This is a genomic window from Mesorhizobium sp. LNHC252B00 (genome assembly GCF_000502955.1).
In the GTDB taxonomy this organism is placed as follows: domain Bacteria; phylum Pseudomonadota; class Alphaproteobacteria; order Rhizobiales; family Rhizobiaceae; genus Mesorhizobium.
This window is the reverse complement of record NZ_AYWO01000046.1, coordinates 37,420-53,327: the sequence shown is the minus strand read 5'-3', so window position 1 is coordinate 53,327 and position 15,908 is coordinate 37,420. Positions and strand designations below refer to the sequence as shown.

15 protein-coding genes and 3 pseudogenes are annotated in these 15,908 nt (G+C 62.1%); 6 read left to right on the top strand and 12 right to left on the bottom strand.

Annotation, left to right across the window (positions count from 1 at the left end):
• Window positions 1-205: 205 nt before the first annotated feature.
• From groES to X744_RS141400, 11 genes and pseudogenes are all read right to left on the bottom strand, one after another.
• Window positions 206-502: a co-chaperone GroES gene (groES, locus tag X744_RS141355; RefSeq protein WP_019863563.1), complete on the bottom strand. Its 297-nt coding sequence runs from the start codon at window positions 500-502 to the stop codon at window positions 206-208.
• A 430-nt stretch (window positions 503-932) separates the two neighbouring features.
• The gene (locus X744_RS141360) at window positions 933-1,916 is read right to left on the bottom strand and encodes a beta-ketoacyl-ACP synthase III (RefSeq protein ID WP_023762825.1); all 984 of its coding nucleotides are present in this window, start codon (window positions 1,914-1,916) and stop codon (window positions 933-935) included.
• The gene (locus X744_RS141365; RefSeq protein ID WP_084025758.1) at window positions 1,913-3,181 is read right to left on the bottom strand and encodes an adenosylmethionine--8-amino-7-oxononanoate transaminase; all 1,269 of its coding nucleotides are present in this window, start codon (window positions 3,179-3,181) and stop codon (window positions 1,913-1,915) included. Before X744_RS141365 ends, X744_RS141360 begins: the two co-directional genes overlap by 4 nt.
• Window positions 3,064-3,315 (bottom strand): annotated as a pseudogene (locus tag X744_RS1000000174165) (aminotransferase class III-fold pyridoxal phosphate-dependent enzyme); the annotation flags it as partial. The gene X744_RS141365 and the pseudogene X744_RS1000000174165, both read right to left, overlap by 118 nt.
• A complete protein-coding gene (gene bioD / locus X744_RS141370) occupies window positions 3,315-3,950 on the bottom strand; it encodes a dethiobiotin synthase (RefSeq protein ID WP_023762822.1) in 636 nt (211 codons plus the stop codon). The pseudogene X744_RS1000000174165 and the gene bioD, both read right to left, overlap by 1 nt.
• On the bottom strand, window positions 3,947-5,101 hold the full coding sequence (locus X744_RS141375) for an 8-amino-7-oxononanoate synthase (protein ID WP_023762821.1): 1,155 nt from the start codon (window positions 5,099-5,101) through the stop codon (window positions 3,947-3,949). Before X744_RS141375 ends, bioD begins: the two co-directional genes overlap by 4 nt.
• A complete protein-coding gene (gene bioB, locus X744_RS141380) occupies window positions 5,098-6,096 on the bottom strand; it encodes a biotin synthase BioB (RefSeq protein ID WP_050589613.1) in 999 nt (332 codons plus the stop codon). Before bioB ends, X744_RS141375 begins: the two co-directional genes overlap by 4 nt.
• 94 nt (window positions 6,097-6,190) lie before the next feature.
• Entirely contained in the window at window positions 6,191-7,045 is an 855-nt protein-coding gene (gene nadC / locus X744_RS141385; protein ID WP_023762819.1) for a carboxylating nicotinate-nucleotide diphosphorylase, read from the bottom strand.
• Entirely contained in the window at window positions 7,045-8,586 is a 1,542-nt protein-coding gene (locus X744_RS141390) for an L-aspartate oxidase (protein WP_023762818.1), read from the bottom strand. The genes nadC and X744_RS141390 overlap by 1 nt, the downstream gene beginning before the upstream one ends.
• Window positions 8,583-9,557, bottom strand: a complete 975-nt coding sequence (nadA, locus tag X744_RS141395; RefSeq protein WP_023762817.1) for a quinolinate synthase NadA — start codon at window positions 9,555-9,557, stop codon at window positions 8,583-8,585. Before nadA ends, X744_RS141390 begins: the two co-directional genes overlap by 4 nt.
• 67 nt (window positions 9,558-9,624) lie before the next feature.
• The gene (locus tag X744_RS141400) at window positions 9,625-10,593 is read right to left on the bottom strand and encodes a membrane protein (RefSeq protein WP_023762816.1); all 969 of its coding nucleotides are present in this window, start codon (window positions 10,591-10,593) and stop codon (window positions 9,625-9,627) included.
• Window positions 10,594-10,763: 170 nt separating this feature from the next.
• Here X744_RS141400 and panB point away from each other — a divergent pair, with 170 nt between their 5' ends.
• From panB to X744_RS01000000170485, 6 genes and pseudogenes are all read left to right on the top strand, one after another.
• A complete protein-coding gene (gene panB, locus X744_RS141405; protein ID WP_031261335.1) occupies window positions 10,764-11,624 on the top strand; it encodes a 3-methyl-2-oxobutanoate hydroxymethyltransferase in 861 nt (286 codons plus the stop codon).
• Entirely contained in the window at window positions 11,621-12,484 is an 864-nt protein-coding gene (panC, locus tag X744_RS141410) for a pantoate--beta-alanine ligase (RefSeq protein ID WP_031261334.1), read from the top strand. Before panB ends, panC begins: the two co-directional genes overlap by 4 nt.
• A 92-nt stretch (window positions 12,485-12,576) precedes the next feature.
• Window positions 12,577-13,381: pseudogene (locus X744_RS01000000170490) on the top strand (LuxR family transcriptional regulator).
• Between the two features lie 93 nt (window positions 13,382-13,474).
• Entirely contained in the window at window positions 13,475-13,981 is a 507-nt protein-coding gene (locus tag X744_RS141415) for an acyl-homoserine-lactone synthase (RefSeq protein WP_031261333.1), read from the top strand.
• A 455-nt stretch (window positions 13,982-14,436) separates the two neighbouring features.
• Window positions 14,437-14,847 carry a DUF2285 domain-containing protein gene (locus X744_RS141420; protein WP_023762811.1) on the top strand — a complete coding sequence of 137 codons (411 nt, stop codon included), beginning with the start codon at window positions 14,437-14,439 and terminating at the stop codon, window positions 14,845-14,847.
• Between the two features lie 165 nt (window positions 14,848-15,012).
• Window positions 15,013-15,509, top strand: a pseudogene (locus X744_RS01000000170485) (hypothetical protein); the annotation flags it as partial.
• Between the two features lie 64 nt (window positions 15,510-15,573).
• On the opposite strand, the gene X744_RS1000000175695 reads toward X744_RS01000000170485, so the two are convergent.
• Entirely contained in the window at window positions 15,574-15,750 is a 177-nt protein-coding gene (locus X744_RS1000000175695) for a class I SAM-dependent methyltransferase (protein ID WP_023762808.1), read from the bottom strand.
• Window positions 15,751-15,908 lie beyond the last annotated feature (158 nt).

Sequence of the window (15,908 nt, the reverse complement as noted above, 5' to 3'; positions counted from 1 at the left end):
GCGCGCCGAACGACTTGTCGATGACGACGTTGCGGCCCTTGGGGCCGAGCGTGACCTTCACCGCGTCGGCGAGGATGTTGATGCCGTGAAGCATGCGCTCACGGGCATCGCGGGAGAATTTTACGTCTTTGGCAGCCATTTTTTTACTCCTGGGCATCTCGCCCGAAATTCAGATTTGATGGTGCGAAGGAAAGGCGGCAGCGTGTCAGCCGATGATGCCCATAATGTCGGATTCCTTCATGATCAGAAGGTCTTCGCCATTGAGCTTGACTTCGGTACCCGACCACTTGCCGAACAGGATGCGGTCGCCGGCCTTGACGTCCAGCGGGACCAGCTTGCCAGCTTCGTCACGAGCGCCGGAGCCGACGGCGATGATCTCGCCTTCCTGCGGCTTTTCCTTCGCCGTATCCGGGATGATGATCCCGCCGGCGGTCTTGGATTCGGATTCGACCCGGCGAACGACCACGCGGTCATGCAGCGGCCGGAAATTCGACTTTGCCATTTTTGGATTTCCTTGGTGCGGATGTTGAACGGTTCTCCGTTGCCGGAGCGTGCTTAGCACTCGGCCGAAGCGAGTGCTAACGCGGCAATGAGATAAGCCGCATGCTCCTGCTAGTCAAGACGGAAGAGCAAAGAGCAAAGAGAAAAGAGCAGACAGCAAAGAGAAGAGAGCAAAGAGCGTGTAAGCATCGAGCCTTTTATGTGAACAATGTCGGGTATCAGACATATATGGGGCGGCTCACCCTTTGTATTTGAGCTTTATTCAGATGGCACGAATGATGCAACGGGTGATGCATTTGATCTCATCCAGAGGCTCGCACGGGGTCGTGCTGCGTCAGCTCGGTCATGTCGAGCTTCAGAAGGCCATTTTGGCATTGGTTCTGTTGCCCTATTGCCATTCATGGCCAGTCCTGCGCGCGTGAGCCGGCCGGCTAGATTCCAACCACGAGAGCGCCGCCGCTGAGACCCGCACCCGCCGCCGACAGAAGGATTTTCTCTCCAGGCTGGAATGGCTCCGTCTGGTTGGCGAGCGAGAGCGACAGCGGGATCGTCGCGGCCGAAGAGTTGCCGTATTCGGCAATCGTCTTGACAATTGCTTGGTCCGCGATGCCGAGGTTCCTCCCGACCGCGTCGAAAATCCGAGTATTGGCCTGATGCGGCACGAACCGGCCGAGATCGTGTGGCCGCACTCCGGCAGCGGCTAGCGCGCTTATCGAGCAATCGGTCATCATCTCGACGGCCTTTGCGAACACTTCGCGGCCGTCCGTCATCCTCATTCGGGTTTGCGCGAGATCGAGGTCACCGTGGAACGGCTTGTTGCTTCCTCCTGCGGGAATCTGGATCAGCCCGTATCGCGAGCCGTCCGAATCCACCGAGGCACCGAGAATGCCCCGATCAGCATCATCGCACTGACCGATCACCAGGGCGCCGGCGGCATCGGCAAACAGGACCGAGCTTGCGCGCTCGGCTGGATTGATGCGGCGGCTGAGGATGTTGGCGGCGATAACAAGGCTCGCTTTGCCGTGCAGGCGGGTAAATCCGTCCGCAAACATCAGCGCGTAGATGAAGCCGGCGCAGGCGCCGGTCAGATCCACTGCGCCTGCGCGACCAAGGCCAAGCTTGTGTGCGACCAGCGGCGCGCTGGGCGGCAGAAGATGGTCGGGCGTCGAGGTGGCAAGCAGCAGCAGACCGATGTCGTGGCGCGCAATGCCGGCGTTCGCCAGCGCCATGTCGCCGGCCTGCGCAGCAAGACCAGACAGCGTGTCTTCGTCGGTTGCCCAGAAGCGCGACCGTATCCCGGTACGCCTTTCGATCCAGCCTGGATCAAGACCGAGATTGCTCTCGATTTCGGCATTCGCCACCTTTCGCCCAGGCGCATGATGGCCAAACCCGAGTATGCGCGACGACTTGCTCATGGCCTGGACCCGAAGCGTTCGCCCGCCTCCTCAATGGCGTCATAGAGTCGCTCGAGCTCGTCGCCGGTGATGCAATAGGGTGGCAGAAGGTAGAGGACATTGCCGAGCGGGCGCACAAGCAGGCCGCGCTCGAGGAAGAACGCACGCAGCTTCGGACCAATCTCGGCGAGATAACCTGCGGAACCGGTTCGCAGGTCGAGCGCCGCAATTGTTCCCGTGGCTCGGCAGTCGGTGAAGAAGCTGTTGTCGCGAAAGCGTCGAAGCCCGGCGGCCTGCATTGCGCTCAAGGCCGCAATGCGCTCGGCCACCGGCTCGTCCCGCCAGATCTCGACATTGGCAAGTGCTGCCGCGCAGGCAATCGGGTTGGCAGTGTAGGAGCTCGAATGGAAAAACGTCTTCTTCCGGTCCTCGGAATAATGAGCCTGGAAGATGGCAACGGTGGCAAGCGTTACGGCCAGCGGGATGGCGCCGCCGGTCAGGCCTTTCGAGGTGCACAGGATATCTGGAGAGATCGATGCCTGCTCGCAGGCGAACATGGTTCCGGTCCGCCCCCAGCCGGTCATCACTTCGTCGGCGATCAGCAGCGTGCCGGAGGCCTCAGTGATCTTCTTCAATTCGGCCAGAACTGAAGCCGGATACATCAGCATGCCGCCGGCGCCCAGCACCAGCGGCTCGACGATTAAGGCTGCGGCTCGTCGATCGCGGGTCACAGCCTCTAAACGATCCAGCGTCTCCTGCTCGCGCCCCGCTGCCGGAAAGGGGATGGTGTCGACCTCGAACAGCAAGGGTTCGTAGGCGGCGTTGAACACGCCACGCGCACCGACGCTCATCGTGCCGATCGTGTCGCCATGATAGCTGTGCTCCATGACGACGATGCGCGAGCGTGGGGCGCCGATGTTGCGGAAATAACCGAGTGCCATCTTCAGCGCTACTTCGACCGAGGTCGAGCCACTGTCGGAATAGAACACCCAGTCGAGTCCAGCGGGAGCGAGGCCGACAAGCGCCTTGGCCAAGCGCTCTGCCGGCTCGTGCGTGAAGCCCGCAAAGATAATCTGGTCGAGGCTCGACGCGGTTGTCTCGATTGCCTTCATGATGCGGGGATGGCGGTGGCCATGTGTGACGACCCACCAGGAGNAAGCGCCTTGGCCAAGCGCTCTGCCGGCTCGTGCGTGAAGCCCGCAAAGATAATCTGGTCGAGGCTCGACGCGGTCGTCTCGATTGCCTTCATGATGCGGGGATGGCGGTGGCCATGTGTGACGACCCACCAGGAGGAGATGGCGTCCAGGATGCGGGCGCCGTCGGCCCTGCGGAGATAGGCGCCTTCAGTCCGGACGATTTCTGGGATCGCAGGCTCGAGCGCGTGCTGGGTGAAGGGATGCCAGACATGGGACTGCGACATCAGTCACCTCCAGTAATCGAGGCGAAGGCGAAGCCGGCAATCATTGCGTCCCTCAGTGTTTTGCCCGTCAGCACATCGAGGTGCGGCAGCCTGCCGAGCTGCGGCGCACCGCTGAATTCCACGATGGTCCGTTGCGTATCGGCCATCTCATCGCCGATGAAAGCGATGCCCGCCAACGGGATGGAGCGGGCGCGGAGCGCCTCGACCGAGAGCAAGGTGTGGTTGATGGTGCCGAGCGTGGTGCGGGCGCACAGAATAACGGGCAGCCGCCATTCAGCGAAGATGTCGATGAACCTTGTGCGCCGGTTGAGCGGCACCATCAGGCCGCCGGAGCCTTCGATGACGAGCGGCGTCGGTAGGACGGGAAAGTTAAGATCGTCAGCCTTGATCGCGACGCTGTCGATCTCGGCCGAACGATGCGGCGACAGCGGGCTCCGCAAGCGGTAGGCTTCCGGCAGCACGCGCTCTGAGGGCAAGCCGGCAAGCCGCGCGACCACCTCGCTGTCGGTCTCGCCGTCGAGGCCCGATTGCACCGGTTTCCAGTAAAAGCCGTCGAGCAGGCCGGCGAGCCCAGCCGCAAACACGGTCTTGCCAACTCCCGTGTCGGTTCCGGTGATGACGATGCGTTGGGTCATATCGCCTCCGGCGATGTTTGGGCCAACACCTCGACCAGCGCCTCGACCATGGCGGAAATGTCGGTTTCGCCGATATTGAGCGTCAGTGAGATGCGCAGCCGCGACGTGCCCTCGGGCACGGTCGGAGGACGAATACCGCGTATGTCGAAGCCGCGGGCCTGCAGGCGCGCCGCCACTGCCATGGTGCGCCTGACATCGCCGATTACGAGGGGCTGGATCTGCGAGCCGCTGGGTATCACGCCGCAGCGCTCGGCCAGCTGGCGGCCGGCGAGGGCAACGCGTTCATGCAGCTGAACACGCCGTATAGGCTCGTCGGCGAGCATTGCGAGTGCTTCGCGCACTGCCACTGCCATCAGCGGCGATGGCGCGGTGGCGTAGATGAATGGCCGGCAACGGTTGATCAGATACTCGCACAGTGTCCTCGGCCCGGTCACGAGCCCACCAGATGCGCCGAGCGCCTTGCCGCAGGTGTGGAGCGCGACGATGTTGTCGCGGCCCTCGAAAGCGGCGGCAAGCCCCCGGCCGTCCGGTCCCCAGACGCCGGTCGAATGCGCCTCGTCAATGACGATGAATGCGCCGTGCCGATCGGCAAGCGCGACCAGGCTCTCCAAAGGCGCGCAGTCGCCATCCATGCTGTAAAGGCTTTCCACCGCGATCCAGACGCATCCCATGCCGCCTGCGGCGCGCCAACGTGTGATCGCATCCTCAACAGCGGTGGCATCGTTGTGCGCGGCCAGCACGAACTGTGCGCGCCCGGCCTGCGCACCCTCATGCATGCTGGCATGGGCGAGCTCATCGAGAACCAAAAGATCGCCCTTCTGCGGCAGGGCACTCAGCAGAGCGAAGTTGGCGATGTAGCCGCTGCCGAAGAACAGCGCGCGGTCGGCTCCAAAGAATGCCGCCGCGTCTGCCTCGAGCTGCTCGTGTTCCGGTGCATTGCCGCGCAACAGCCGCGACCCGGTGGCGCCAACCGGCGTGCCCCGCGCAATCGCCGCCACAACAGCATCGCCAAGTCTCCTGGACGAGGCCAGCCCGAGATAGTCGTTCGACGAGAAGTCCAGCCCGGCGCGGGGCGAAAGCGTCCGCAGCCGGTCCTTGCGCGCCAGCCTCTTCAAGGTCGCATCATAACTGGCAAGCGGCGCCCCGTTCATTGCGCTTCGAGTTCCATCGGCTCGATGCCAAGGCGCCGGAACAGCAGGGTATCCTTGTCCTCACCGGGATTATCCGCCGTCAGCAGCGTGTCGCCGACGAAAATCGAGTTGGCGCCGGCAAAAAAGCACAGCGCCTGCATCTCGTCGGTCATGGCCATACGGCCGGCGGAGAGACGGATATGCGATTTCGGCATCATGATGCGCGCCAGCGCGATCACGCGCACGAATTCGATCGGCTCAATGGGCTTGGCATCGGCAAGCGGCGTGCCGGCGATCGGAATCAGCATGTTGATCGGAACGCTTTGCGGATGTTCCGGCAGATTGGCCAGCGTCACCAGCATGTCGATCCGGTCCACCGGCTCCTCGCCCATGCCGATAATGCCGCCGCAGCAGACCTTGATGCCAGATTGGCGAACGTGCTCGAGTGTCTCGAGCCGCTCGGCGAAACTCCGCGTGCTGATGACCTCGCTGTAGTAGCGTTCCGACGTATCGATGTTGTGGTTGTAATAGTCGAGACCCGCCTGCTTCAGACGAGCGGCTTGCTCAAGATCGAGCATGCCCAGCGTCATGCAGGTCTCCATGCCCAGCGCCTTGACGCCCTCGACCATCGCCACCATCGCATCCATGTCGCGCGCTTTGGGGTTCCGCCAGGCGGCTCCCATGCAATAACGCGTGGCGCCGGCGTCACGCGCTTTCTTCGCCTCGGCGACGACGCGCCTGACCTCCATCAGCTTCGACGCCTTCAGGCCGGTCTCGTGATGCGCCGACTGGCTGCAATAGCCGCAATCCTCCGGGCATCCGCCCGTCTTGATGCTGAGCAGCCGGCTGAGCTGGACCTTGTTTGGATCGAAATTCTGGCGGTGCACCGTTTGCGCCAGGAAGAGGAGATTGTTGAAGGGGGCATGGTAAAGTGCCTGAGCCTTCTCCAGGGTCCACGCTCCGGCGTCAGGGGATTGAGCCTGTGGCGATGTCTGCGTTGAACTTGCCGTTTGCATGTCCATGCTGTTCCTCCGGTCTGTCTTGCGGGGTCTTTGCTATCTGACTGTTGACGATCGGAGAGGACAGTTGACCCAATCCTGACTCAGACAATCATGAGCCCCGATGGTCGAGGCCGATATCCAGGATCGGCGCGCTGTGGATGAGTCGGCCGACCGAAATCAGATCAACGCCGGTCGCGGCAACCGCCCGCGCTGTATGGGACGTGATCCCGCCAGAAGCCTCGGTGATAGCGCGGCCACCGACAATTGCGACGGCGCGGCGAAGATCGGGGAGGGACATGTTGTCGAGCAGAACCGCATCGGGATCGAAGCCAAGTACCTCCTCCAACTGGGCCAGAGTATCGACCTCGACTTCGATCTTGACGAGATGACCGGCCGCTCTTCGTGCTCGCTCGAGCGCTGGGCGGACGCCGCCTGCGATGGCGATGTGGTTGTCCTTGATCAAAATTGCATCGTCCAGACCGAAGCGGTGATTGGACCCGCCACCTGCGCGCACGGCATACTTTTCGACTGCCCGCAATCCGGGCGTCGTCTTGCGGGTGCAGACGATCTTCGCGCCATACCCACGAACCGCAGCGACGATCGATGCCGTTGCCGTGGCGATGCCGCTCAGATGGCACAAAAAATTGAGTGCCGTCCTTTCGGCTGTGAGAATGGCCCGGGCCGGGCCAACCACTGATGCAATGATCTCTCCATCCACGACATTGCAGCCGTCTGCCCGCTCCACCGAGATTTCGACATCAGGATCAATCAAGTGGAAAGCGAGCATCGCCAGATCGAGGCCGGCGACAACTCCGGACTGTCGCGCCACCAACACGGTTCCCGCTTGGTATTCCTTCGGGACGATGGCATCCGTGGTCAAGTCGCCGGCTCTGCCAAGGTCTTCAAGAAGCGATGCCCGTACAAGCGGCTCAAGCATGACCGTGGGAAGCGGTGAGAGCCTCATCACTTTGCCCCTTCCAAGTTTGGCGAGTGTCCGAGTTCGCGCGCAGCGGCCAAGGCGGCTTCGAGCGTGATTTCGGACCGTCGGGCGGCAGTCGCATGATGAGGAAAATCTGTCCGGTAATGAGCGCCGCGGCTTTCTTCGCGCAACAAGGCGGCAACCGCGATCATTAGCCCGACAGCCGCCGGATCCGAGACCGCATCCTTGCTTTCGGCGAGCGGCAATAAGGCACGCGCGGCTGCTTTCAACCCTTCACCGTCCCGGACGATGCCGAGTGCGCGCGACAGGAAAACACGCACGGGTATCGGAGCGGGCGGTGGGTAAACGTTCGCAAACGCAGGTCTTGTTCTGCGAGCAGGCGTTCCGGCGACACTTTCAGCGACCCAGCGGGCGCACACGATTGCCTCGGTCAAGGAATTGCTGGCGAGCCTGTTGGCGCCATGCAGTCCTGTCGAAGCGACTTCGCCGCAGGCCCACAGCCCCTCGACGGAGGTCCTGCCAAAGCTGTCCACGGCAACGCCACCCATGTGGTAGTGTTGGGCCGGACGAATGGGGATGAGATCGCGCGCGGGATTGATGCCCGCTCCACGACAGGCTGATGCGATTGTCGGGAAATGTCGAGCGAATGCCGGGCCAGGCCGTTGTCGGGCGTCGAGAAAAACACGGTGGCCGTTCGCAAGATGGTTCCAAACGGCGCGGGCCAAGACATCGCGAGGCGCAAGTTCCGCCCCTGGCACGCTTTGAAGAAAAGCCTGGCCGGTTTCATCGATCAGGGCAGCACCTTCGCCTCGGACAGCCTCGCTGACCAGCGCCATAGGGCGTTCTGGGCCGTCAAGCGCGGTCGGGTGGAACTGGATGAATTCGAGGTCGGCTAGGACAGCTCCAGCGCGGGCCGCAAGTGCAAGGCCTTGTCCGCAACTGCCCCAAGGGTTCGTGGTGTCGAGAAACAGTCCCCCGATGCCACCGGTGGCGAGGACGACCCGCCGTGAGCCGAAGAAGAAAGGTCCGATCGAACAGCTCGCCCAGACGCCCCGGATCGCATTCTCTCGCACGGCCAGCCGGCGCGCTTCCACGCCCTCCACGACAACTATCGACGGAGTGGAACGCACAGCCGCGATCAGGGCACGCATGATCTCACGCCCGGTGCCGTCCCCATGCGCGTGAACGATGCGACGTCGGCTGTGTGCGGCCTCCAATCCGAGGCACAGTGATCCTTTCGGCGTGCGGTCAAAGGGAACCCCAAAGCCCGCAAGCCCCTCTATCGCCTTGGGCGCGGCTTGGAGGATGCGGCTCGCCACTTCTCTGTCGCAGAGACCATCCCCGGCGGCAAGCGTATCGGCCAGGTGCATTGCCGGATCGTCGTCTTCGCCGAAACTTGCAGCCAGACCCCCCTGTGCCCAGGTGCTCGAATTGTCAGCTCCCAGCAGCGACCTTGACAGAAGAAGCACCGGCTCCGGCGACAATTGAAGCGCGGTCATCAGTCCGGCGATGCCGCCGCCGATGATGATCGGCCGCCCGAAGAAGCTGCGGAGGTCGGCGCTCAAACTGCCAGCATCCGTTCGACCGCAAGCCGCGCGCGCCCGGCGATCCCGGGTTCGATGGTTACGACATGTTGGTTCTGCTCGAGCGCCGTGCGGATGTTGGCAAGCGTGATCCGCTTCATGTGCGGGCACAAGTTGCAGGGCCGGATGAACTCGACCTCTGGGTGCGCTAACGCGACGTTGTCGCTCATCGAGCATTCCGTCATCAGCACGACACGTGGCGGCCTTTGCCTTTCGACATAGTCGGACATGGCAGCCGTCGAGCCGGAAAAATCTGCTTCAGCCACGACGTCGGGCGGGCATTCGGGATGGGCGAGCACGACCACGCCGGCATGGCTTTCGCGCAACTCGCGGATGTCGGCCCGTGTAAAGCGCTCATGCACCTCGCAATGCCCTTTCCAGGCGATGATCTGCACATCGGTCTGGGCGGCGATATTCTGGGCCAGATATTCGTCCGGCAGCATGATCACCCGGAGAACCCCAAGGGATTCGACGACCGCCTTGGCGTTGCCGGATGTACAGCAGATATCCGACTCGGCTTTCACTTCGGCCGACGTGTTTACATAAGTGATGATCGGAACGCCGGGATAACGCTGGCGCATCAAGCGCACGTCTTCTGCCGTGATTGATTCCGCCAACGAGCAACCGGCGCTGAGATCCGGAATGAGTACGGTCTTGTCCGGATTAAGGAGCTTGGCCGTTTCGGCCATGAAATGGACGCCGGCCAGCACGATGACTTGCGCCTCGATCGTCGCAGCCGTGCGGGCTAATGCCAAGCTGTCGCCGACGATGTCGGCCACGCAATGGAAGATCTCGGGCGTCTGATAGTTGTGCGCCAGGATGATGGCGTTGCGCTCGCGCTTCAGTGCAAGGATCGCCTCGATATCCTCGGCGAAAGCCGGCCATTCGATCGGCGGGATCACTCGTCGGACGCGCTCGTAGAGCAACGCGGCCGTAGGCAGCATGGCGCTCATCGACCCCCTCCCGCTTATACTCTAATTGAAAATAACCAGCATATACTTGCTGTGAGTATAAGGGATGTCAACCCCGCGCCAGCGGCAATTTTGTCCCGGAGATGAGCCTATCGTCGAGAACGGCGTGGCGGAAACGGAAAAGCTTCGCTGGCCGGCCGCCGGTCTCAGCGGTGGCCTCTCCGGTTTCCTCGACCAGCTCCTGCTGTTCGATCAGTCGGCGAAAGTTCGGCTTGTGGATGAGCCTGCCGGCGAGCGCCTCGACGGTTCGCTGCAGCTGCAAAAGCGTGAAGACCGGCGGCATCAGCTCAAAGACGACCGGCCGGTATTTGATCTTGGAGCGCAGCCGCGCAATGCCGGTCGCCACGATGCGGCGATGATCGGCGACCATGGACTTGCTGGGCACCAGCGGAGGGGGCGCCGCGTCCCGCCCTCTTACGGCCTCTTGGACCAGGCCTGCTTCGTAGACTAACTCATAGCGTTGAAGCGTGAGTTCCTCGTTCCAAAGGCGGTCGTCGAAGCCGAAGGCTATCGTCGCCCGCTGCCAGCGTTCACGTCGCGTGGCCGCATCGCGGACGCCGTTTGCCCATTCAATCAAGCGTGGTCGCAGAACGTCCAGCACGACCGGAGGCGTGCCGGAGCGGTGGTCCTCCCATGGAAAATATTCATACCAACTCTGCCATCCGCACTTGGGCGAGCCCGCTGCCTGTTCCTTGCGGGTCAATGCAAGATAGCTGATGGAGATGACGCGCTGCTGGCGCTCGGCGCCGATGCGATCCCGATCAGCGAACGTGTAAAGTTGCTCAATGTACCCCAGCCGATGGCCGGTCTGCTGCTCGACCCACCCCCTCAAGCCGGATTGCAGCGATCGGTGCTCAAGCGCAAAGGGACCGGAGGGCAAGGTGTCTGCCTGGCCGATGGTGAGGACACAGGGTTCACTGTCGTTTACGGCGACGACAAGGGCGATCAGGTCCACTTTGACGTCGTCGGCCTTGAAGGCGGCTCTGTCTTTCCTGAGTCGTATTGCCTGATCGTCCATGTTCGCGAATTACTTGGCCAGCTCGGGGGACCTTAATCGATTTAGTGTAAGCGCGCCTGTCGGCACGTCAACACCCCACAGCTGCACGGGCATTTTTAGCTCTTCGCACCTGCACAAAAATGTGCCAAAGGCGACACCCGCGGTTGGTAACGTAGGGGAAGGAGGATCCATTGAGCGCGTTTGGTGACACCAAGGCGATCACACCGCCGGATATTCGTTCGCGCAAAGGTGGGATGCCGCTCGTCTGCCTTACCGCCTACACCACCCCAGTCGCCCGGCTTGTCGATCCCCATTGTGATGTGGTGCTCGTCGGCGACAGCGTCGGCATGGTTCTCCACGGCCTGCCCTCGACGCTCGGTGTCACGCTGGAGATGATGATCACGCACGGCCAGGCGGTGCGCCGTGGCATCAAGCAGGCGCTGATGGTGGTCGACCTGCCGTTCGGTTCCTACGAGGAAAGCCCAGAGCAGGCTTTCCGAAATGCTGCGCGCGTCATGTCGGAGACCGGCTGCACGGCCGTCAAGCTCGAAGGCGGCGAAACGATGGCAGAGACGATCGGCTTCCTCGCCGCACGCGGCGTGCCCGTCATGGCTCATGTCGGCTTGACGCCGCAGGCCATCAACGCCATCGGTGGCTACCGCGTGCAGGGCAGGGGCGGGGATGCCGAGCGCATCAGGCGCGACGCAATTGCGGTGAGCGAAGCGGGCGCCTTTGCGGTCGTCCTGGAAAAGGTTCCTGAAGCGCTCGCCCGCCGGATCACCGGGGAGGTGGCGGCCCCGACCATTGGCATCGGTGCCTCGGCAGCCTGTGACGGCCAGATTCTCGTCGTCGACGACATGCTGGGCCTCTTCGGCGACTTCCGACCCAAATTCGTCAAGCGCTATGCTGAACTGGGGGAGGCGGCTGCGGCTGCGATCGCTTCCTATGCGCACGAGGTGAAGGAGCGCCAGTTTCCGGCCGCCAAGCACGTGTTTGCCGATGCGGCCAAGCCCGCCGACACGGACGCCACCAAGAGCGGAGAAGCAGCGTGAGCGTGCCGATCGTCAGGAGCGTTGACCAGCTTCGCGAAATCGTCGCCGCATGGCGCCGCGAGGGCGTGAGGATTGCCGTGGTGCCAACGATGGGCGTCCTGCATGAGGGCCATCTCAGCCTGGTGCGCGCTGCACTCGAGAAGGCAGACCGTGTGATCGTGACGCTCTTCGTAAACCCGAAGCAATTCAACAGCCAGGCCGATCTTGCCGCGTATCCGCGCACCGAGGACGAGGATGCCGCCAAACTGGCACCACTTGGCGCGCACCTGCTTTATGCGCCAGATGCAGAGGAGATGTATCCGGCGGGCTTCGCCACCACCGTTTCGGTGTCCGGTGTCAGCGAGGGCCTGTGCGGTGCCTTCCGGCCGGGACATTTCGATGGCGTGGCGACCGTCGTCGCCAAGCTCTTCCTGCAGACCAGCGCTGACTTCGGCTTCTTTGGCGAAAAGGACTTTCAGCAAATTCACCTGGTCAGGCGCATGGCCCGGGATCTGGATATTCCAATCACCATTGTTGCCTGTCCGACAGTCCGTGAAGCCGACGGTCTTGCGCTATCATCGCGCAATGTGCGGCTCTCGCCAGCGCAACGCGCTGTTGCTCCCAAGCTATCATCGGTCCTGCTCAAGACGGCTGAGCGGCTTGGGCGCGGCTCACCCGTCCTGCCAACGCTTGCAGAATCTCGCGCAGCAATTCTGGCTGCAGGCTATCGCGAGGTCGAATACCTGGAACTTCGCGAAGAGGCAGATCTGCACCCGATGACAAGCCTTGATCGACCGGCACGGTTGCTTGCCGCGGCCTGGCTCGGCGGCACACGTCTCATAGACAACGTCAGACTATTTCGGATTGGTTCAACAGATTAGCCACGTTCTCGGCACGCGCCGTATCCGTCCGGGATCGTTTAAAACAAGGTCTCTGCCTGGCATTGAGCGAACGGAGGTTACGCACAGGGCAAATGCATCGCGTGTTTGAGAACTTCGTCGAGCAACTGTCTGCAAGTTTTGATGCTGCCGATCTCTGTGAGGCAATGGCCTCCGCTGCAGCCGGCTTCGACTTCCCGCTATTCGCCTATTTCACTTACCCGTCGGCCTCCGGCGACGCCCCCCAATTGATTTCAAACTATCCTTCATCCTGGACATCACGTTATCTGCAACAGCGGTACCACAGTCTTGATCCGGTCATCCTGCGCGGGCTCCAAGGCTGGGATACATTCGATTGGGGTGTGGACCGCGCTCGACACTGTNAGTCTTGATCCGGTCATCCTGCGCGGGCTGCAAGGCTGGGATACATTCGATTGGGGTGTGGACCGCGCTCGACACTGTCTGCCGAATTCGCAGCAACAAATTCTGGAGAGTGCGGCTGAGTTTGGCATCTGCGGCGGCCTGACGATGTCCATGCATGATCATCTCGGCCGGTTTGCTGCCCTGACCTTTGCTTCCGACGAGTCCCGTCCGCCTCTGTTGCGGTCACTGGCACGTTACGAAAAAGCATTGCAGCTGGTGGCCATCAACTTTCATATCCATGTCCGGCGCAGGCTCGCCGATGATCGCGTGGTGGATGGTGTAACGCTCACCCCGCGGGAGTTCGAGTGCCTGAAATGGGCGGCGCGCGGCAAGTCGGCTTGGGATATCAGCCAGCTTCTCGGCGTCTCAAAGCGCACTGTGACTTTTCACTTGGAAAACGCCAAGGCAAAGTTCGGCGTCCGAACGATCAACCAGGCCGTTGCACGAATGGCTGCCTCCGGCCAGACGAGATCCTGATTCTTCAGCCACGATACCTGTAAACCTCTACAGGCTGCATCGCTGTCAGCTTTGCCCTTCGATGGCGGGAACACATCCCACATGGAGGCGACCATGATGCAACTGATAACACCAGACTTTTACAACGAGTTTGCAGGCGAACTCAAAGAGATGCACGGGCTCAGGTTTCGGGTGTTCAAGGAAAGGCTCGATTGGGAAGTTGATACCGAAGACCAGATGGAATCCGATCCGTTTGATGCTCTGAAGCCCGTCTATCTGCTCCTCAAAGGATCCGACTGGCGAATTCGCGGTTGCGTGCGTCTTCTGCCCAGCACCGGACCCACAATGTTGCGCGACACCTTCCCGGTGCTGCTGGGTGCTGACGTCGTGCCCTCGACCACCGACATATGGGAGAGCAGTCGTTTCGCGCTCGATCTTCCTCCGTCGGCGCCCAAGGCTGCGGGCGGGCTGGCCCAGGCGACCTACGAGCTCTNCGTCGGCAAAACGGAGGCGGTGGCTGGGTTTCTCGAGATTTCCCACGCGAGCCTTTTGCGCATCCGCAGCAGGGGACGTCTGATTGGACCGGTACTGTGGCAACCGGTTCTAGGCCCGTCGGCATAGCGCCATAGTGGACACCTGAGCAATGAAGGATGCTGGTCTGTCCAAGGAAGCGACGGTCGGCCTTGTATGCTGGCCGGACTGGCGTCGCCACGACGCTTACCACTATGCCAGACGATTGCCACGCACTGGCTGGGCCTGGGAGTTTCTTCGGCGCAATCCACAATTCCAGCGCGACCACGCCAAGATGGCACCGTCCGCCTGCATTGTCGGACCCCAAGGCGACATGCAGATAATCGAGTTGACGACAGGATCAGCTCTCCTAAGACAATGGAGCCTTCTTTTTCGCCGACGCGCCACTTTCGGACGCTACATCGGCAAGGGTCTTTTGGGATCCGCGCGATTGCGCCTGTATTCTACGAGCGGCCGCGGAGCCGCTTGGGCTCGACCACGATTTTGAACCGCTTCACCTTTCTTCGCTCTCATGCTGCAAGGACATCCTGCTGACAGCTGCGGGCGTGCAGCACGTGCTGCTGAGGGAGAACTGCCGGAGTCTGCAGATCGCCGTTTCCGGTGCGTCCGTCCTCCGCCCGTTGCGGCTATATGTCGACGCGATCGTTCAGCCGCAGCACCTCAAGTTCCATGTCGCTGCCCTTCAGTTCTTGAACCACGTCAATGGTTGCGCCCGCCTGTCAGCTGCTTGCTTTCCGGCGGAACACCGCGGAGCGCGTCTGCGTATCGTACTCCAGGCTTTGGATGGCTCGCTTGCCGGAGCATCTCATCAGGAGGTCGCCATTGCCTTGTTCGGGACACGCCGCGTCGAAGAAGATTGGCGTCATCCAGGTGGCCATCTTCGCGATCAGGTACGTCGCGCCATCCAACGTGGCCGCTACCTGATGGGCGGCGGCTACAGACAGTTCCTGAGGTAATTGGGGTGGTTGCGATTGTCTTATTCGAACGCGCAACCTCCATTTCTGACTGCAATTGTGCGTTGCACAAAACGTGGCAAGCGCCTAGTTCTTCCGCGGCGAATCGCGGCGAAGCAGTGGGACCCAACCTTCGTCGATGAGTGCATTCATGCCTTGAGGATCCCGATGACCGTTATGAACCCCGACAAAGCCGGCGCGGCAAGCCTTGAAACGATCGCGCGAAACGGCAGCATGCTGCGTCGCATAGCCGTACGCATTCCGACCTACCTGTCGGATATTCGCGAGAACCCGGCGTGGCTGCCCATGTTCATGTTGGCGCGCACCATGCCGGCACGGAGAATGCACTGGCGTGGTGCAAAGCCGGTCCGAAGGTCGCAAAGAGCCCAGGACACGATGTTTGCCGGTGTCAATTGCCAGGACGTTGTCGACGCGCTGCGGATGGATGGGCTTTTTCCCGGCCTCGTGAAGATGTAGCCGCATTCGCTAGGTGCACACCTTGTTTCGGCAATTTCGATCGCCGACTCGAATTCATGCCGGCGGAGCATGCGGAGGCTGAGGCGCGGTTTGGCCGTCCGTTGCTCAGCGGCCATTATTTCGAGCGCATTCTGGGCTGTAACTCGGCCGTTGCCGTCCAAAACGATCCGCTGCTCATGGATATTAGCCTGAGTTCGCTTCGCGGGCCGCGCGGCTCGCCCAGGACCGTCGTCGTCTCGCGCGGCGCCGGTGTCAGTTGACGATGGCATAATGCCCGCCGGGGGCGAGCGCCTCGCGCACGGCACGTGCCAGCCGCGGTCGGTCCGGGACGCCATGGAAAGCGTTGGCCATGAAGACGAGGTCGACGGGGCGTGACACCAGAGTAGCGAGTTCATAGGCGTCGCCGGCGACGAATTCGCAATTGGTCACGCCGGCGCCGGTAGCGGCGCTGCGTGGCCTCCAGCTTAGTCAGGCAGTCCGGCATGTATGAGCATTGTGCCGCCGACTTCGGCATCGGCGATGGTCTGTCTCGGCGACAAGCTGCGGCGACGGCTGTGCCGATCGCCACGGTCGCCCGCCATGTCGTC